This window comes from Corynebacterium sp. KPL1814, assembly GCF_000478175.1.
Taxonomy (GTDB): Bacteria; Actinomycetota; Actinomycetes; order Mycobacteriales; family Mycobacteriaceae; genus Corynebacterium.
The window spans coordinates 9,172-26,320 of sequence record NZ_KI515775.1 but is presented as its reverse complement, the minus strand read 5'-3'; the positions used below and the strand labels follow the sequence as shown (position 1 = coordinate 26,320).

General features: G+C 59.7%; 17 protein-coding genes and 1 pseudogene. 10 read left to right on the top strand and 8 right to left on the bottom strand.

The window, feature by feature from the left end; all coding sequences use genetic code 11:
* Positions 1-230: 230 nt before the first annotated feature.
* The 3 genes from HMPREF1257_RS04025 to HMPREF1257_RS04015 all read right to left on the bottom strand — a co-directional run bounded on the left by HMPREF1257_RS04025 (position 231) and on the right by HMPREF1257_RS04015 (position 2,978).
* The gene (locus HMPREF1257_RS04025) at positions 231-1,094 is read right to left on the bottom strand and encodes an aldo/keto reductase (protein WP_023025865.1); all 864 of its coding nucleotides are present in this window, start codon (positions 1,092-1,094) and stop codon (positions 231-233) included.
* A gap of 110 nt (positions 1,095-1,204) precedes the next feature.
* Positions 1,205-1,564, bottom strand: coding sequence for an FKBP-type peptidyl-prolyl cis-trans isomerase (locus HMPREF1257_RS04020; RefSeq protein WP_023025863.1), 360 nt, complete (start codon positions 1,562-1,564; stop codon positions 1,205-1,207).
* 121 nt (positions 1,565-1,685) lie between these two features.
* Complete coding sequence (locus HMPREF1257_RS04015; RefSeq protein ID WP_005279842.1) at positions 1,686-2,978, bottom strand: citrate synthase; 1,293 nt, start codon at positions 2,976-2,978, stop codon at positions 1,686-1,688.
* Between the two features lie 157 nt (positions 2,979-3,135).
* On the opposite strand from HMPREF1257_RS04015, the gene serC reads away from it, so the two are divergent.
* The 3 genes from serC (at position 3,136) to HMPREF1257_RS04000 (ending at position 6,043) form a co-directional block, all read left to right on the top strand.
* Positions 3,136-4,254: a phosphoserine transaminase gene (gene serC, locus HMPREF1257_RS04010; protein WP_023025861.1), complete on the top strand. Its 1,119-nt coding sequence runs from the start codon at positions 3,136-3,138 to the stop codon at positions 4,252-4,254.
* A 106-nt stretch (positions 4,255-4,360) separates the two neighbouring features.
* Positions 4,361-5,209, top strand: coding sequence for a septation protein SepH (sepH, locus tag HMPREF1257_RS04005; RefSeq protein ID WP_023017574.1), 849 nt, complete (start codon positions 4,361-4,363; stop codon positions 5,207-5,209).
* Positions 5,210-5,212: 3 nt separating this feature from the next.
* A complete protein-coding gene (locus tag HMPREF1257_RS04000) occupies positions 5,213-6,043 on the top strand; it encodes a hypothetical protein (RefSeq protein ID WP_023025858.1) in 831 nt (276 codons plus the stop codon).
* Here HMPREF1257_RS04000 and HMPREF1257_RS03995 read toward each other — a convergent pair.
* Genes HMPREF1257_RS03995 through HMPREF1257_RS03985 form a run of 3 tightly spaced genes read right to left on the bottom strand, consistent with a single transcriptional unit; the run spans position 6,004 to position 8,943 of the window.
* The gene (locus tag HMPREF1257_RS03995; RefSeq protein WP_023025856.1) at positions 6,004-6,810 is read right to left on the bottom strand and encodes an RNA methyltransferase; all 807 of its coding nucleotides are present in this window, start codon (positions 6,808-6,810) and stop codon (positions 6,004-6,006) included. The genes HMPREF1257_RS04000 and HMPREF1257_RS03995 overlap by 40 nt on opposite strands.
* A gap of 10 nt (positions 6,811-6,820) precedes the next feature.
* Positions 6,821-8,224, bottom strand: coding sequence for an NCS2 family permease (locus HMPREF1257_RS03990; protein WP_023025854.1), 1,404 nt, complete (start codon positions 8,222-8,224; stop codon positions 6,821-6,823).
* A gap of 50 nt (positions 8,225-8,274) precedes the next feature.
* Positions 8,275-8,943 (bottom strand): DUF3027 domain-containing protein, encoded by a 669-nt coding sequence (locus HMPREF1257_RS03985; RefSeq protein WP_023025852.1) that lies wholly within the window; start codon positions 8,941-8,943, stop codon positions 8,275-8,277.
* Positions 8,944-8,948: 5 nt separating this feature from the next.
* On the opposite strand from HMPREF1257_RS03985, the gene HMPREF1257_RS03980 reads away from it, so the two are divergent.
* On the top strand, positions 8,949-9,764 hold the full coding sequence (locus HMPREF1257_RS03980; protein WP_023025850.1) for a glutaminyl-peptide cyclotransferase: 816 nt from the start codon (positions 8,949-8,951) through the stop codon (positions 9,762-9,764).
* A gap of 6 nt (positions 9,765-9,770) precedes the next feature.
* Positions 9,771-10,304 (top strand): DUF2771 domain-containing protein, encoded by a 534-nt coding sequence (locus HMPREF1257_RS03975; protein WP_023025848.1) that lies wholly within the window; start codon positions 9,771-9,773, stop codon positions 10,302-10,304.
* Here HMPREF1257_RS03975 and HMPREF1257_RS03970 read toward each other — a convergent pair.
* A complete protein-coding gene (locus HMPREF1257_RS03970) occupies positions 10,301-10,681 on the bottom strand; it encodes a cold-shock protein (protein WP_005281859.1) in 381 nt (126 codons plus the stop codon). The genes HMPREF1257_RS03975 and HMPREF1257_RS03970 overlap by 4 nt on opposite strands.
* Before the next feature lie 295 nt (positions 10,682-10,976).
* On the opposite strand from HMPREF1257_RS03970, the gene HMPREF1257_RS03965 reads away from it, so the two are divergent.
* Positions 10,977-11,597 (top strand): resuscitation-promoting factor Rpf1 domain-containing protein, encoded by a 621-nt coding sequence (locus HMPREF1257_RS03965; RefSeq protein ID WP_023025846.1) that lies wholly within the window; start codon positions 10,977-10,979, stop codon positions 11,595-11,597.
* Positions 11,598-11,646: 49 nt separating this feature from the next.
* On the opposite strand, the gene HMPREF1257_RS03960 is transcribed toward HMPREF1257_RS03965, so the two are convergent.
* On the bottom strand, positions 11,647-11,832 hold the full coding sequence (locus HMPREF1257_RS03960) for a hypothetical protein (protein WP_023017568.1): 186 nt from the start codon (positions 11,830-11,832) through the stop codon (positions 11,647-11,649).
* 65 nt (positions 11,833-11,897) lie between these two features.
* Between HMPREF1257_RS03960 and HMPREF1257_RS03955 the strand changes: the two genes are divergently transcribed.
* The 4 genes and pseudogenes from HMPREF1257_RS03955 to HMPREF1257_RS11795 form a co-directional block, all read left to right on the top strand.
* Positions 11,898-13,925, top strand: coding sequence for a helicase-associated domain-containing protein (locus HMPREF1257_RS03955; RefSeq protein WP_023025843.1), 2,028 nt, complete (start codon positions 11,898-11,900; stop codon positions 13,923-13,925).
* Complete coding sequence (locus HMPREF1257_RS03950; protein ID WP_023025841.1) at positions 13,922-15,547, top strand: DNA repair helicase XPB; 1,626 nt, start codon at positions 13,922-13,924, stop codon at positions 15,545-15,547. Before HMPREF1257_RS03955 ends, HMPREF1257_RS03950 begins: the two co-directional genes overlap by 4 nt.
* Positions 15,544-16,176 (top strand): DUF3239 domain-containing protein, encoded by a 633-nt coding sequence (locus tag HMPREF1257_RS03945; RefSeq protein ID WP_023025839.1) that lies wholly within the window; start codon positions 15,544-15,546, stop codon positions 16,174-16,176. The genes HMPREF1257_RS03950 and HMPREF1257_RS03945 overlap by 4 nt, the downstream gene beginning before the upstream one ends.
* A gap of 805 nt (positions 16,177-16,981) precedes the next feature.
* Positions 16,982-17,149, top strand: a pseudogene (locus HMPREF1257_RS11795) (IS256 family transposase); the annotation flags it as partial.

The following is a 17,149-nucleotide window of genomic DNA, read 5'->3' as shown; positions in this document are numbered from 1 at the left end:
GTCAACTGGGCTAATATTCTTTGCACATCACCCCCCTTCACCCTAGATTCAACCGGTTAGCGAATTTTGTTAACCAGAGGTTAACTAATCAGTAAAGGCGACACAAAAGGAACCACTTATCAACGCGGTTGGCGCCTTAACCAGCACGTACTCCCCCACTCAGCCATCCTGCACAGCAAAAGCCACCGACGACGCCGTCGCCGGTGGCTCCTTCGCCCGAGAGTTCTTTCTTAGCCCTCCGCGCCCGGGAATTCGCGGGGATCATTAAACATACGGCCAAAACCTTCTTGGCCTTCCAAGGAGTCAACAGCCGCGATTTCATCCTTGCCCAGCTCCAGCTCTGCGGCGGCCAGGTTCTCCTGAAGCCGCTCGCTGCGGGCGGACTTCGGGATAACGGAAATGCCCTTGGCCATCAGGTAAGCCAGTACCACCTGGCCCTCGGTAGCCTCGCGCGCGGCGGCGATCTTTTCAATCTCTGGGTTATTGAGCACCACGCCGCGCGCCAGCGGAGACCACGCCTCGGTCACGATGCCGTGCTTGTGGTGGAATTCGCGCAGCTCAGGCTGGGTAAACCCAGGGTGCAGCTCCACCTGGTTGAGCACCGGGGTGATGCCGGTCTTGTCAATGAGGTCCTCGAGGACCTCCTCGTAGAAGTTAGCGACACCGATGGAAGCGATTTGGCCCATCCCCTGCAGGCGGGCAATGGATTCAAAGGTCTCCACGTACAGCCCACCCTGTGGCCATGGCCAGTGGATGAGGTACAGGTCCAAGTAATCCAGCTTCAACTTCTCCATGGATTCCTGGAAGGCCTGTTCCGCCTTCTGCGCGCCGTGGTGGGAGTGCCAGACCTTGGAGGTAATAAACAGGTCCTCGCGGGTGACGTCGCCCGCGTCAATGGCTTGTTTGAGCGCAGTACCCAATGCCTCTTCGTTCTTGTACAACGTCGCCGTATCAAAGTGGCGGTAGCCCAAGTCAATGGCTTCGCGGACTACGCGAATGCACTCATCGTCATTGAGTTTGTAGGTGCCCAGTCCAAGCTGGGGCATCTCGCGGTCATCATTGAATGAAATAGTTGGCACAGTCATAGTTCCCATTGTGCCCCAGTTTCTCGTCTTATGCGGCCCCTTGCGGGAACTGACTGCCCCTACACAACGAAAAACCGGCTCCCCCTTAAGGGAGCCGGTTCAACGATTTTTAGCGCAGCTTAGTCGGCGCGGATGAGGTCAATGATAAAGACCAAGGTGCGGCCGGACAGCGGGTGCGCACCGCCGGCGGGGCCGTAGGCCTTTTCCGGCGGGATGATGAGTTGACGGCGACCGCCTACCTTCATTCCCGGGATGCCCTCTTGCCAGCCGGCAATGAGACCGGTCAGTGGGAACTCGATGGACTGGCCACGGTCCCACGAGGAATCGAATTCTTGGTTGGTCTCATATTCGGCGCCAACGTAGTGGACCTCCACTACGCCGCCAGGCTTAGCTTCAGCACCATCGCCTACGACGATGTCCTCGATGACGAGGTCGGTCGGCGCCGGGCCAGACTGGGCTTCAATAACAGGTTTATCCATGGGGATTATTCTCCTTGGGAAATCTAGTTTGTTCGTGCGGTCGCAATGAAACCGAACCGAGCTGCACCAATTATAGTGCTCAAGCCCGATTCGGCTGAATTGGGGCGACCAAAAGCGCTAATTAGCGCTCGCTGCGAGGGGTAACCTTGCGCAGGGTTTCACCGGTGTAAATCTGGCGAGGACGGTTAATCTTGGTGTTCATCTCCAGCTGCTCGCGGTACTGAGCAATCCAGCCCGGCAGGCGGCCGATGGCGAAGAGGACGGTGAAGAAGTCCGTCGGGAAGCCCATGGCGCGGTAGATGAGGCCGGTGTAGAAGTCCACGTTCGGGTAGAGCTTGCGGGAGACGAAGTAATCGTCGTTCAACGCAATCTCTTCCAGCTTCATGGCCAGATCCAGCATCGGGTCGCCGCCCAGGTGATCGATGATCTCGTGTGCGGTTTCCTTGACGATGGCCGCGCGTGGGTCGTAGTTCTTGTACACGCGGTGGCCGAAGCCCATCAGGCGAACGCCCTTTTCCTTGTTCTTCACGCGGTTCATGAAGTCGGTAGCGTCGCCGCCGTTGTTTTTCTCGATGTCCTCGAGCATCTCCAGCACGGCCTGGTTAGCGCCGCCGTGCAGCGGGCCGGACAGGGCGTTGATGCCGCCGGCGATGGAGACGAACATGTTCGCCTGTGCGGAACCAATCATGCGGACGGTGGAGGTGGAGCAGTTCTGCTCGTGGTCAGCGTGCAGGATGAGCAGCTTGTCCAGTGCCTTGGAGACAACCGGGTCAACCTCGTACTCCTCGGTTGGGTAACCGAACATCATGCGCAGGAAGTTCTCGCGCGCGTTCAGGTTGTTATCCGGGTACATATATGGCTTGCCCTGGGAAGCGCGGTAAGCGTAAGCGGCCAGCATCGGCACCTTAGCCAGCAGGCGAACGGTGGCCTTGTCCAGCTGCTCCTCATCCAGTGGGTCCAGCTGATCCTGGTAGTAGCTGGAGAGAATGTTCACGGAGGAAGCAAGCACGGCCATCGGGTGGGCATCGCGCGGGAAGATGTTGAACTGCGCCTTAAAGTCCTCATCCAAGAGGGTGTGGTGGCGGATGGCGCTATTGAACTGCGAGAGTTCCTGCTCATCCGGCAGGTGGCCCTTGATCAGCAGGTAGGAAACCTCATTGAAGGTGGCGTTATTTGCCAATTCAGCAATATCGTAGCCACGGTAGCGAAGGATGCCCTCCTCACCGTTAATAAAGGTAATCTTGGACTCGGTGGAGCCGGTGGAGGTGTAGCCGGGGTCGAAGGTAACAAGCCCGGTTTCCTTGCGGAGCTTGGAGATATCGAAGCCGGAATCGCCCTCAGTGGACTGCTTGATATCCATCTCGTACTCGTTGCCAGCGTGCTTGAGTACTACCTTGTTTTCTTCAGTAGACACGGAATTTCCTTTCCCTGTTAAAGAGTTCTTTAAGGCACTAACTTAGACAAGTCAGCCTTATACCTATTCACACTCTAGCAAACTTTGTGATTCTGCCAACAAGTTTACGGGCATCAAAATACCTGCCGTACAACCGGAACTGTTCTACACTGGCGGCATGAGTACTCCAGAAATCACCCTGCCAGCAGATCTCTTGCCTTCCGATGGCCGCTTTGGCTGCGGCCCCTCCAAGGTACGCCCCGCCCAGATCGAGGCCATAGACCCCGCTATCGTGGGCACCTCGCACCGCCAGCCGGCGGTGAAAAACCTCGTGGGATCCGTACGCGAGGGCTTAAGCGATCTGTTCTCGCTTCCTGAAGGCTACGAGATCGTCCTGTCTTTGGGCGGCGCCACCGCCTTTTGGGACGCGGCTACCTTTGGCCTCATCGAACGCCGGTCGGCCCACCTTACCTTTGGCGAGTTCTCCACCAAGTTTGCCAAGGCAGCCTCCAAGGCCCCGTGGCTCGATGCCCCGGCTCTTACCGAATCCCCCGCCGGCACCGCCCCGGATCCGCGCGAGCTTGCGGCCGATGCCGATGTCGCCGCTTGGGCCCACAATGAAACCTCGACCGGCGCGATGACGGAGGTCGTTCGCCCACATCCCCACAACGACCAGCAGCTTGTGCTTGTCGATGCCACCTCTGGCGCCGGCGGCCTTCCCGTCAATATCGCTGAGACCGACGTGTACTACTTCTCGCCGCAGAAGTGCTTCGCTTCCGACGGCGGACTCTGGCTCGCCGCGATGTCCCCGGCCGCGCTGGAGCGCATCGAAAAGATCAATAACTCCGATCGCTTCATTCCGGAGTTTTTGAACCTGCAGACCGCGGTGAATAACTCCCGCAAGAACCAGACCTATAACACCCCGGCGATCGCCACCCTGCTCATGCTGGATGACCAGATTCAGTGGATGAATGACAACGGCGGGCTCGACGGCATGGTCAAGCGCACCACCGAGTCCTCCTCCACGCTGTACAACTGGGCCGAAGCCCGGCCGGAGGCCACCCCGTTCGTCAGCGATCCGGCAGCGCGCTCCCTAGTCGTGGGCACCATCGATTTCGATGACTCCGTGGATGCTGCCCACCTTGCCGCGACCCTGCGCGCCAACGGCATCCTCGATGTCGAGCCGTACCGCAAGCTCGGCCGCAACCAGCTGCGCGTGGGCATGTTCCCGGCGATTGAGCCTGGGGACATCGCCAAGCTCACGCAGTGCATCGACTACGTGCTGGATGCCAACTAAGTCATCAACATGCCCCGCCGCCTCGCATGGCGCGGGGCCTTTTCGCGTTATAGTTGACTGCATCACAGATCCGTCCTTCCGTCGATAGGCAAAGGAGCGCCACACTATGCGCGAGCTGTTTCTCGTTGACAGCGAATCGAGCGAAGACTCATTGGTGCTACGCACCGAAGAAGGCGAAGAGTTTTCCCTTCCCATCACCGATGAGCTGCGTTCCGCCCTCACGCCCGCCGCTAGCAAGCCGGAGCCGCCGAAGCTAGCGCCGATGCCGAAGCCCTCCCACGAAGAGGAAGAAAAGCAGATCCGGCCGGCAGAGATCCAAAACCGCATCCGTGCCGGTGCCTCCACCGCGGAGCTCGCGGAAGAGATGCATGTCGATGAATCGCGCATCGAGCCCTTCGCCTACCCGGTCATGCTGGAGCGCAACCGCATTTCTGAGGTGGCCAAGCAGGCCCACCCGGTGCGCGAAGACGGCCCGGCCAAGCTCACCCTGTGGGAAGTACTGGCGAGCTCCTTTGCCGCCCGCGGCCACTCCCTCTCGGAGTCCACGTGGGATGCCTACCGCCACCAGGGCGAGCCGTGGGTAGTGCGCGTGACCTGGAAGGCTGGCCTTTCTGAAAACGAGGCGGAATGGACCTTCAAGCAGTCCATGTCCTCCCCCGCTACGGTCGAGGCCCGCAACTCGGTCGCGGCAGATCTTACGGACCCGGACTTCGTGCAGCCGGTGCGATCGCTGACTTCCTTGGGCAGCGGCCGCTACGACGAAGCCATTGACGGCGATCAGCCCGCCAATGTCACCGATATTTCCGGTTCCAGCGAAGAGACGGAAGAAGAGGAATTCCTGCAGAATCCGTCCTCCGAGCCCAAGCCCTCGAAGCGCCGCCGCAAGGCCGTCACCCCACACTGGGAGGACGTGCTCTTGGGCGTTCGCTCCAATACCAAGCGCCCGAGGGACTAAACAGTGGACATCTCTCATGCCGTCCTCACGCTGTGGTACATCTCCAAGCCCGGCGCCGAAGAAGTTCTCAAGACCGAACCCAAGGCGGACCGCGGTTTCGGCCGCAAGTTCCTAGCCCAGCTCAACCCCAAGTTCCCGGTCACCCCGATTGGGCAATTCCCCCTGAACCGCTCCGCGCAGACGGATCCGAATGAGTACTACATCGGCGGCTACCCAGGGATTGCCGTGGTGCAAACGGTCTGCGAGGGCGATTCCGTCCTATTATCCCAACTGCCGAATGACCTCTTAAGTGCAATCCCTGCCCAGCGGGTTATCGCGCTTGTTAGCAATGCCGACGAGGATTATGCGGGCTTCGCGCTGTGGGAAGGCGGCGAGCTCAAGCGCAGCTTGTGTGCCTCCCGCGACCGTCTCTACGAGGACACCGGCCTGCCCGAGCCCTTCGAGGCACCGTTTTGGGCCGGCGAAAAGGACGAATCCCTCGGCGGTATTTCCCTGCCGTTTCGGCCCCACAGCATCATGGAGGCCGCCCAAGAACACTGGTTGGGCATCACCGTGGGACAGGAAGGCCCAGACCTGGATGTCGTGGGTTATGCCGTGGACGGGCGCCCAGAACCCAAGATCGATCCGCCCAAGCCAAAGCAACCGGTCAGCGAGTTCGCCGCCCAATCAGCGAATAGGCTGGGCCTGAACGATTATGACGACTACGAGGACCACGATGCCGAGCCGGATTCCACCGGCGATGAGATCCTTTCTACCGCCAAGCACCTCGGCTCGTTGATTGGCAATTGGCTGCGTCAGACGTTCAAGTCGCTCAAGGAACGCTGGCGCTCATAAAAGGAAATGGCGGCCGCGGTCGCAACATTTAGAGAATCGGTACCTGGGGCCATCGGTATCCGCGCGCGGATATCGGTGGCCTTCATTGCGTGCTCGGTAAGCCCGGGGCCCTCCGCGCCTACCAGCATGGCCACTTTGTCCTGCCCGTGCATGGCCTCTGCCAGGTGCACCGCCTGGGGGTTGGGGGTTAAGGAAATGAGGGTAAAGGAGGCATCGGCAAGCGCCTGCAGCGAGCGCTGCCAGGTGGTGAAACCGCCCTCCAAATGGGCAAAGGGCACGCGCAGCACGTGGCCCATGGATACGCGCACCGAGCGTCGATAGAGCGGATCCGCAGCACCTGAGCCCAGCAATACCGCATCAACGTTCATGCCGGCCGCGTGGCGGAAAATGGCGCCGATATTTTCATGATCCCCCACGCCCTCCAGCACGGCGATGGTGCGGGAATGCTCCAGAATCTCGCCCACCTCCGGCTCTGGGGCGCGGTTTGCGGCGGCAACCAACCCGCGGTGCATATCGAACCCTGCGACCTCCGCGAGGGTCTCACGCGATACTTCGTAGACGGGGCACTCTGGCTCTCCGTACTCTGCAAAGAAGGCCTCCAGCTTCTGGGGAAAGCCCACCAGGCAGCGCATGGGAAAGCGCGATTCCATCAGGCGGGCTGCCACCAAGGGGCCTTCTGCAATGACCAAACCCTCGCCGGATTTATCGGATTTGTTGAGGTTCCGAATATCATCCAGGCGAGGGTCACGGGGATCAGAAATATGCATGCCTTCCAGGCTAGCCGATGGCCTCCGAAATCGGATCGATGCCAAAGTAAATGACGAACAAGCCCGCCAGTAGCCACATGATCCAGTGCACCTGCTTGGCCTTACCAGCAAAGGTGGACATGAGCGCGAAGGTAATAAAGCCCACGCCGATGCCGTTGGCAATCGAATAGGTAAACGGCATGACCACGATGGTTAAAAACGCCGGGATGGCCACTTCCATGCGAGTCCACGGGATATCCGTGAGCTGCGCGGCCATCATCACGCCGACGATGACCAGCACCGGCGCAGCGGCCTCGATGGGCACGATTTCATAGAGCGGGGTGAAAAACATGGCGGCGATAAACAGCAGGCCGGTCATGATATTGGCCAGGCCGGTGCGGGCGCCATCGGCAATGCCGGCAGAGGAATCCGCAAAAACGGTATTCGAGGATGCCGAGCCCAGACCACCGGCCACCGCGCCGGCGCCTTCCACAACCAGCGCCTTCTTCATGCCCGGCAGGTTACCGTTGTCATCCACGAGCTTGGCCTGTTTGCCCAGCCCAGTCATGGTGCCCATGGCATCGAAGAAATTGGTCAGCAGTAGGGTGAAGATGAGCAGAACCGTGGAAATCACCCCGATATTGGCAAAGGCGCCCACCAGGTTCACATCGCCCACGATGGAAAGATCCGGCAGGCCTCCCAACGCCTCCGGGCTCTCCGGGGCGGCCATGCCCCAGTCCTCGGAGTCCGTGAGCGCCTGAACAATAAAAGCAATCACCGTGTTGAGGATGATGGCAATAAATAGCCCGCCCGGCACATTGCGGATGACCATGAAGGCACAAACAATAAGACCAATGACAAAGACCACCGCCGGCCAGGTGGCAATCGAGCCATTAATGCCCAGCCCCACCGGCACGGTGGTCTGTGCGGCATCGGGCACGCGGGTAACGAACCCGCCATCCACGAAACCGATCATGGCGATGAACAGGCCAATGCCCACGCCCATCGCGGCCTTCATGGGCTGCGGGATGGCGTCAAATACCGCGGTGCGGAAGCCGGACACGGCGAGCAGGACGATGATAAGGCCCTCGATTACCACGAGGCCCATTGCTTCTTGCCAGGTCAGCCCGCTGGTGGCGACCATGCTGACGGCAACGAAGGTATTCATGCCCAGGCCCGCGGCCATGGCGAAGGGGTACTTCGCAATCGCACCGAAGGCAATGGACATCACGCCGGCGACCAACGCCGTGGCGGCCGCAACCTGCGGCACGCCCAAGGTATAGCCTTCCGCATCCGGGCTCGTGCCCAGGATCAGCGGGTTGAGCAAAATAATATATGCCATGGCGAAGAACGAGACCGTTCCCGCGCGTAGCTCAGTTCCAATGGTGGAACCGCGTTCAGAAATCTGGAAATAGCGATCGAGAGTGGCTTTCACGCCGTGCCCTTTCACGTAGAGCGGTATTTTTACGCCCTAAGTGTGCTGCTTTAATCCCCAAATTCAAAATCTTGGTAAATGGGCTTTTCGTCATCGAAGGCCGCGGCCGGCGCCTTCTCCTCACTCACCCGCGTCTGCGAATGCGCACCACACCCGTAGCGCGCATGCACCACGCGGCCATCGGCGGAATACTCATTGGCGCATACCCCAAAGTTATCCATCAGCTGCATATAAAACGCGCACGTGCGGCACTGCAGATGCGCCTTGGCCGCCATCTCCGAGGTTGGGCCATATTCTTCTTGCCAGCGCTGCTTGGCATCCGCTAGGCCCTTGGCGGAAAGCTCATTTCCATCTAGGCGCTCATCATCGACGGCCGGCGGCATAAGATCCCCCGGGCCCAAATCCCCCGGCAGCACGCGGTCCTCATACGGCACCCATTCCGGGGCCTGCAGCGCTTCCCCGCCCGGTACCAGCGCCACCTCATTGACGGTGACGTAGCGCGAGCCTTCCGCGCACGCGAGCACGGCCTGCCATTCCCAGCCTGGGTATCCTGGCATATCCGCTTCAAAGCGATGGGTGACAACGTTGCGGCCCATTCCGGCTACGCCCCTATGCTTGCCGATGCCCCCTTCCCCCACCTCTTCCAATGCCTCACGCGCAATGCGTACGGCGCGGGAATCGATCAACGGATTTGCTTTTCGCTTACTCACGCCCCTCATTATTCATGATGGCCAGCCAACAGTGGTACATATGGTGCATGTCGTTTCTCCGCCGCGCCGCGCTCATTGCCGTGCCCTGCTGCGCCTTGACCGCCTGTTCCTCTGATGCTTCTGATTCTTCGGCCCCTTCCGCTCCCGAGCACCTTTCAGTCGAGGTCCTCGATACCGCTCCACTACCGGAGAACTCCTTCACGCAAGGCCTAGAAGAAGACGACGCGGGCAACCTCCTGCTCGGCACTGGGCAATGGGGCGAATCTAAACTCATCCGCTTCTCCCCTGAGACCGGCGAGGTCCTCCAAGACCACGCCCTGGATGAATCGCTTTTTGGGGAAGGCATTACCCAATATGGCGACTCCATCTGGCAGTTGACCTGGAAGCGCGGGCAGGCGCTGCGCTATGACGGCGACTTCCAGCACATTGACACCGCCACCTATGCCGGCGAAGGCTGGGGGCTATGCGCCAACCAGGACGAGCTCATCATGTCCGATGGCACCTCTACCCTGCGGCACATGGATCCGGAAACCTTTGCGGAGCGCTCCACCACCGAGGTCACCCTCGAGGGCTCGCCCGTGGAGGATCTCAACGAGCTGGAATGCGTGGACGGTGATGTCTATGCCAACGTGTGGCAAACCAACGATATCTACCGCATCGATCCTTCCTCCGGCGAGGTAACCGCGGTGATTTCTACCGATGCCATCGATAAATCGAAGTATTCCGATCCCGATGATGTCTTAAACGGCATCGCTCATATCGCGGGCACCGATGAATTCTGGCTTACCGGCAAGCGGTGGGATGAGCTCTACCGCGTTCGAGTAAAGTAATGGGCCATGGCAACCCGTAAGGAAGCAAGGAAAAAGTCGCTGCTGCAGATCCTCGCGCTCATCGTAGTCGTGGCGCTCATCGTCGCCTCCGTGGTGATCTTTCAGAGTTGGCATAATTCGCGGCCAGGCAAAGAGCCGAGTGAGATTGCGATTACCGCCTCCGTGGGAGATAACTCCAAGGAGGTCACGCCCTACCTCGTCTGCGAGCCGGGAACCGAGTGCCCCGAAGGCGATGTTCCCCAGTTAACGGTGGGCAAAGATGACACCTTGCACCTAGAGATCCCCGAGGAGATTTCTAATCACGAATGGAAGGTGCTCTCCATTTATGATGATCCCGCCGCCAATGACGAAACCTCTCACGGTGCGAATGAAACGACCGAGGTGGATATCCCCGGTTCGGTAGATCCCATCGAGGCATCGACTGGCGAGCGCCCCCGGCTTATGGTGGTGGAGGTTTCCTCCCTCATGATTGGCACCGACGACGATGGCGAAGAAACCCCCCTCGCCACCGTGTGGTCCCTATCCACCATGGATGATTAACTATCTAAATCCTTCGCAATCGCGCGCAGGATTTCTGCTACTTGGCGCCCGGTTTTGCGCTCGGGGTAGCGCCCCGAGTTCAACACCGGCTGCACCTGCGATTCCAGCAGGGTCATAACATCAGAGACCATGCTGCCGAGCTCTTCCGGCTTACGCGACGGCGTGCGGCGGCGCGGCTTGTCCAGCACGCGCACCCGCAGCGCCTGCGGTCCGCGGCGCCCCGCCGCGAAATCGAATTCGATGCGCTGGCCCGGAAAGATTTCTTCTACTCCCTGGGGCAGGACATTCCGGCCGACGTAGACGTCTTCATCGCCCGGGTTGCTAACGAAACCGAAACCTTTCTCGGCGTCATACCACTTCACTTTGCCAATGGGCATAGGTATCCACCTCTTCTCTTGGGTAAATTCTTAAGTTTAGCTGGAAGTTATACAGAACAGAAGTTCCACATGTAATGTGACATAGTTCACATCAATGTGCCTACCTGCGGAAACTTTGCGGACAGAACCACAATAGTCTCAATTCTTTCCCATTTAGTGCCCAGAACGTGACTATTTCGTTATAAACCGCTACGCTGGCCCCCAGTGTCGCCGCAAAGAAGGTTTCCCCGCCCATCCTTTCTTCTAGGCGCAAAACATTTCCATGAAAACGGGCACCACGGAAAGGACTACTTTTATGGGACGCCACTCCGCTAAGACTAACCACTTTGCCGCTAAGTTCACCGCAGGCACCGTTGCCTTGGGTGCAGCCGCCGCCATCATGGCACCGAACGCCGCCGCTGCCCCTGACTCCGACTGGGACCGCCTCGCACAGTGTGAGTCCGGCGGCGACTGGCACATCAACACCGGCAATGGCTACCACGGCGGCCTGCAGTTCAACGCGCAGACCTGGCAGGCATACGGCGGCGGTGAATTTGCCCCTACCGCTAACCAGGCAACCCGCGAGCAGCAGATTGTCATCGCTGAGCGCACCCTGGCTAACCAGGGCTGGGGCGCATGGCCTGCGTGCTCGGCTTCCCTTGGCCTGAACTCCGCGCCGACCGAGCGCACCGCTCCTTCCGCACCTGCTGCAGCACCGCAGCCAGTACAGCAGGCAGTAGAAAACAAGTCCGATGAGCTCGCTGTAGACGCCGTCTACAACCTCATCAAGGACACCGCTAACGCTTACGGCCTGCAGCTGCCGGCACAGTTCACCGACTTCTACCACGCAAACCGCCACGACTTTAACGCGTTCTACTCCGCGAACCGCAATGTCATCGACCCGGTTGCACAGCTAATTGAGAACTTCAGCCGCTAAATAAGCGCATAAAAATTCCCCTCGCCTTCTGCGGCAAGGGGAATTTTTTTTAGCGGTTGATGCGGGTATAAGGATGAACGTAGTTCAACTTCTCTGCCGGCATCGGCAGCACCAAATCATCGCCGTAGGGGCTGGAGGCACCAGCAAAAGGCGCAGAAATTTCCGTAATTGCATGCTCGCGGTTTTCATTGTCCGGCCACGCCGGGGAAACAAAGCCATTCTTTTCATTCGACATAGCCTTATTATTTCAAACCTCGGGCAAAAACGTAACTCAATCCAGCGCTAAAATTGTGATTTATCATGACTCAGTCCTCCCACCTACCACATTTTCGCACCTGGCTTAATTCCCTCACTGAAGAGGAACTGGCCACCATCCTTCGCCACCGTCCCGACGTTTTAACCCCGCTGCCACCCTCCATCGCGGCGCTGGCCACGCGATTGCTCTTGCGCACCTCCATCGCCCGAGCGCTAGCGGAGTGTAACGCGCAGCAGTTGGCGGTGCTGGAGGACATCGCCAAGCGCGGCGGGGAGCTTGCAGAGGTAGAAGACCGCAACCCCGCCATCACCCGCGAGCTCAAGGAACGCGGCCTCGCCTTTGGCGCGGTGCAAATCCCGCCAGAGGTCATGCCCGCACTCCCCACGGGCTGGTCACTACTTAATCAACTCGATGTATCACCCGCGACAATCGATGCCCTCGCCGAAGACGAACGCCACGTCCTTGCCACCCTGGCGCGCTCCAATGGCATCGGTACCACGCGAGAGACCAATCCGTCCCACCCGGTACCGCGCTTGATTGACAAGCAGCTCCTGCAGCGCGTTGACTCTCAGACCGTTCGCCTGCCGCGCGAGGTGCACCGCGCGATGAAGGGGCATACCGTCCCACACATCCCCACCGAACCCTCTGCGCGTCGCGGCCAGCCCACCACAGACCGCAAGGCCGATGACGCCGGTACTGCCGCGGGTCTGTCCGCGGTGCGCGGCATGCAACAACTCATTTCTGCCCTCGGCGCCCGACCAATCGAACTCCTCAAAGATAAAACCGTCGGCGTGCGCCCGCTTACCCAGCTCAGCAAGCAGCTCGACATTGCGGAACCAGAACTGCGCCGCCTCATCACGCTCGGCCTGTCTGCACGCCTAATCAACCGCGGCGAACCGTCCGGGTACGAGGGAAATTTCCTCGCGCCCACCGATTCCGCCCAAGAATGGCTCGATGCAGAACTAGCCGCCCAGTGGCGCGTGCTCCTCACCGCCTGGGAGCATTCCCCTTGGACCCCGTGGGAATCCGGCCGGGTGCTCTCTGCCAGCACCGATCGCCTGCCCAAGTTCCGCCGGCATATCCTCGATGTTTACCTCCACTCCGCAGAGCCGCTTTCCGCAGCTGAATTTCAAGCGGATCTGCATTTTTCCTTTCCACTTTTTGCCACGCATACCTCCCCAGAGACCATCGATGAGCTGCACCACGAGGCGGAATGGATAGGTGCCATCGCGCTCGGGCGAGCTACCAGCGTGCTCATCGATGGCTTCGCTGCAGCCGATGCCTTAACCCCAGACACCATCGATTATTTCCTGATTCAAGCGGATATGACCGTGCTCGTACCTGGGCCCCTCGAGCCTGCCGCCCATCACACTCTAGAGTCCCTCGCGGACCTAGAATCGCCCGGTTTAGCCAGCGTCTACCGCATCAGCGATGCCTCACTCCGCCGCGGCCTCGACCGCGGGATGACGGGCACAGAAATCCGCGACTTCTTCGCCGCGCATGGCGATGTCCCGCATACGCTGGCGTTCCACATCGAGGACATCGCCAAGCGCCACGGCACCTTGCGCTCCGGCCCTGCCCTGTCCTACCTACGCAGCGAGGACCCAGCCCTCTTGCAGATCGCCGCGAAGGCCGCCCCGCTGCGCCTGCTGGCCCCCACGGTCGCGATTTCCCAGCTGCGCGTCAGCGAGCTGTTGGAGCGCCTGCGCGAAAACGGCCTCTCCCCCGCTGCCGAGGACGAAAACGGCGCTAGCCTGTCCATCGCGCCCGAGCCCGCAACGCTTCCCACACCCAGCCCTCGCGCCCAGGCCGCGCCGCCGGATATCGCGCGTGCGCTGCGCAACCTCACCACCGGCGAGGCCCCGAGCCTGCCCAACCTGGATCTGGTTCACGCCGCCGCACGTACCGCACGCCCCATCACCATTGGCTACGCCGATAAAAATGGCAATACCAAGACCCGCACCGTCACCCCACTGACCGTCGCCGGTGGCCAAATCGATGCCCGCGCCGCCGATGGCTCCACCATCCGGTTTCCCCTGCACCGCATCACCTCCGTTACCCTAGACGCATGAACGGACCACTGATTGTGCAGTCGGACAAGACCGTCTTGCTGGAAGTCGATCATCCAGATTCCGCAGCTGCGCGCACCGCCCTCGCGCCGTTCGCGGAGCTGGAGCGCGCCCCAGAGCACGTGCATACCTACCGCATTACTTCCCTGGCACTCTGGAATGCCCGCGCCGCCGGGCACGACGCCGAGCAGGTCGTCGATGTCCTAGAAACCTACTCCCGGTTCCCGGTCCCGCAATCGCTGCTTGTCGATGTCGCCGAGACCATGTCCCGCTACGGCCGCGTCCGCCTCCAGGCGCACCCCGCCCACGGGCTCATCCTCGAATCCGAAGAGCCCGCTATCCTCACCGAGCTCTCCCGCGGCAAGGTAGGAAAACTGCTGGGTTCGCGCATCGATGACAACACCATCGCCGTGGCTCCTTCAGAACGCGGCCGCCTCAAGCAAGAACTCCTCAAGGCCGGCTGGCCCGCCGAAGACCTCGCCGGCTATATCGACGGCGAATCTCACCCCATCGCGCTCAACGAGGACGGCTGGCACCTGCGTGATTACCAGGAATACGCCACCGACGCCTTCTGGTCCGGCGGGTCTGGCGTCGTCGTGCTGCCCTGCGGTGCCGGCAAAACCATCGTCGGTGCCGCCGCCATGGCAAAGGCGCAATCCACCACCCTCATCTTGGTTACCAATACCGTCGCCGGCCGCCAGTGGCGCGACGAACTCCTGCGCCGCACCACGCTTTCTCCAAACGATATCGGCGAATACTCCGGCGAGAAGAAGGAAATCAAGCCGATTACCATCGCCACCTATCAAGTGGTCACGCGGAAAACCAAGGGTGAATACCGCGCCCTCGAGCTCTTCGATTCCCGCGACTGGGGCCTTATTATCTACGACGAAGTACACCTGCTTCCCGCACCCGTATTCCGCATGACCTCGGACCTGCAATCGCGGCGCCGGCTAGGGCTTACCGCCACCCTCGTGCGCGAGGATGGCAGGGAGGGCGATGTGTTCTCCCTCATCGGCCCGAAGCGCTACGATGCGCCGTGGAAAGAGCTGGAAATGGCCGGCTACATCGCCACCGCGGAATGCATTGAGGTCCGTGTAGATATGGACCCAGAAGAACGCATGCTCTATGCCACCGCGCAGCCGCGCGACCGCTACCGCATCGCAGCCCAAGCCTCGGCTAAGCTCCGCGCCGTCGATAAGATCCTTGCTTCCCACGACCAGCAAGCGCTCATCATCGGCGGATACGTGGACCAACTGCGCGAATTAGGTGAACACCTCGATGCCCCCGTCATCGATGGCACCACCTCTACCGCCAAGCGCGAAAAGCTCTTCCAGCAATTCCGCGAGGGCGAGCTGGCCATCCTCGTCGTTTCCAAGGTGGCCAACTTCTCCATTGACCTGCCCGAAGCTGCACTAGCCATCCAGGTCTCCGGCACCTTTGGCTCCCGGCAAGAAGAGGCCCAACGCCTTGGCCGCCTGCTGCGACCGAAGGAAACCGAGGCGCTCTTTTATACCCTGGTCACCCGCGACAGCCTAGATGCGGACTACGCTATGCACCGCCAACGCTTCCTCGCCGAGCAAGGATATGCCTACCGGCTCATGGACGCAGTAGACTTAGGACAATGAAGATCTTTAAGTTCGACGTTGACGAGTCCTTTGCTAAGTCCAATAATGAGCTACTTCGTGATTCCAACCGCCTGCGCGTGTCCGGGCTTATCTTCGGGCTGATTCTCGTAATCGCCGGTGCCGCCGTGTGGTGGAGGTTTTCTTGGGGTATTACCTTGGGATTAGGGCTTATCCTGTTCGGCATTGTCGTGGCGATTGTCGGCGTTGCCGCCGCCAGCAAGGTGGGAACGGCGCAATCTCTCTATGACTCCTATCCGCTGGCTCCCGCCGTCATCGCGGAGGTCAACGAGCGTGACATGGTCCTCATGGCTTTGGTCAATACCAACGTGGATCCTTCCCTGCCCCCGCGTTGGGGCGCGTGCCTGCGCACGGTGACCTCCATTCCCGGCGTCCAACGCACCGTGGGCACCAAGGTTCCAGTCGCCGCCGTGTCCGGCCAGCGTTCTACTTCCGATAAGGAGCATTGGCAGCAAATCTCCCCCATGCCCATTGCTTGGGGAACCCCCGATGCTGAAACCGTCACCATCGCCCGCAAATCCATCCCCCAGGAACAATGGCAGCGCCTAGAGCGCGCCCGAAAGCGGCTTTCCGATGTCAAATCCACCCGCTATGACCTGCTCGTCCTCTAGTCAGGACTCTCAAGCACCAAATAGTTTCTGGTGCTTTTTCTTTTTGTGGTCTAAGAATTGCTTCCAGGTGTAGTGCCAGTGTGTGTTGTGGGTGGCCAGTGGTCCTTTCGGGTGGTCTACTTGGTAGGTACGGTGCCGGTGCCTAGGTCCATGTTGTAGTTGACGCGTCGGTCGGTTTTGATGTTGTGGTGGTGTTGGTAAAAATTCACTGGATTACTAATCCATGAAATGCTCTAACTCTTATGGGGCATCCTGTTGTAATGATGACCTTTCAGCCACCGTAGCAATCACGCGGGCAAGTAGCAGAGTTACCTCAAGCCGCTCCTATATAGAGCGGTATTGCGGTAGAAGAGCTTACTCTGACGGACCTGACCCCCGACGTGTCCACTGTCCGGGGGTCAGGCCCCTGCTTCGACCATTCCTGTTGAGAAAGGGTACCTAGAATTGGAAGACGATAAAAACGTAGAGAACTTTGTGGACTGCCGTGAAATCCGCACGGTTTTCAAACCAACTTGGGTGAGCTGGTGGTTCCACAAGATTTTTACGTTCCCGCGCGTTGAGTGCGATGAGATCTTAAGCAATTGTCACTGGGGAAGAGACAAAGCGTTAGTGAGGGATGGTGGGACGGTTACGGTTGGATTTAGTTATCGTATTTTCCATGATACGAAAATTAGATGTAAGAGCTCCCCTATCGAGGTTTCCCCTTCACATGCTGAGTTAGAAGCCAAGACAGCCATAAGAGAGTGTCTAATGGTTTGTGTGTGGGAACCTAACCCGCATAAGGAGATGAACCAGAATGACTACTATGGCGAGACGAGATCCGGCTGATAAGGCCAAGATTGATGCGATTGAAAAGAAGCTGCTTGCTAACCCAGAAATCGCGAAACTGATTGATGAGCTAGGCACGTCCACCACGGATGCCAACGACCTAGTTCGGGGCATGTTACAAGCCTCAATTACCCGGGGTTTGAAT

Excerpts from the sequence above, each read along its gene's own strand:
- HMPREF1257_RS04025 (WP_023025865.1), bottom strand. The coding sequence starts at position 1,094 with ATGGGAACTATGACTGTGCCAACTATTTCATTCAATGATGACCGCGAG.
- HMPREF1257_RS04020 (WP_023025863.1), bottom strand. The coding sequence starts at position 1,564 with ATGGATAAACCTGTTATTGAAGCCCAGTCTGGCCCGGCGCCGACCGAC.
- serC (WP_023025861.1), top strand. The coding sequence starts at position 3,136 with ATGAGTACTCCAGAAATCACCCTGCCAGCAGATCTCTTGCCTTCCGAT.
- sepH (WP_023017574.1), top strand. The coding sequence starts at position 4,361 with ATGCGCGAGCTGTTTCTCGTTGACAGCGAATCGAGCGAAGACTCATTG.
- HMPREF1257_RS03995 (WP_023025856.1), bottom strand. The coding sequence starts at position 6,810 with ATGCATATTTCTGATCCCCGTGACCCTCGCCTGGATGATATTCGGAAC.
- HMPREF1257_RS03985 (WP_023025852.1), bottom strand. The coding sequence starts at position 8,943 with ATGAGGGGCGTGAGTAAGCGAAAAGCAAATCCGTTGATCGATTCCCGC.
- HMPREF1257_RS03980 (WP_023025850.1), top strand. The coding sequence starts at position 8,949 with ATGATGGCCAGCCAACAGTGGTACATATGGTGCATGTCGTTTCTCCGC.
- HMPREF1257_RS03975 (WP_023025848.1), top strand. The coding sequence starts at position 9,771 with ATGGCAACCCGTAAGGAAGCAAGGAAAAAGTCGCTGCTGCAGATCCTC.
- HMPREF1257_RS03970 (WP_005281859.1), bottom strand. The coding sequence starts at position 10,681 with ATGCCCATTGGCAAAGTGAAGTGGTATGACGCCGAGAAAGGTTTCGGT.
- HMPREF1257_RS03965 (WP_023025846.1), top strand. The coding sequence starts at position 10,977 with ATGGGACGCCACTCCGCTAAGACTAACCACTTTGCCGCTAAGTTCACC.
- HMPREF1257_RS03960 (WP_023017568.1), bottom strand. The coding sequence starts at position 11,832 with ATGTCGAATGAAAAGAATGGCTTTGTTTCCCCGGCGTGGCCGGACAAT.
- HMPREF1257_RS03955 (WP_023025843.1), top strand. The coding sequence starts at position 11,898 with ATGACTCAGTCCTCCCACCTACCACATTTTCGCACCTGGCTTAATTCC.
- HMPREF1257_RS03950 (WP_023025841.1), top strand. The coding sequence starts at position 13,922 with ATGAACGGACCACTGATTGTGCAGTCGGACAAGACCGTCTTGCTGGAA.
- HMPREF1257_RS03945 (WP_023025839.1), top strand. The coding sequence starts at position 15,544 with ATGAAGATCTTTAAGTTCGACGTTGACGAGTCCTTTGCTAAGTCCAAT.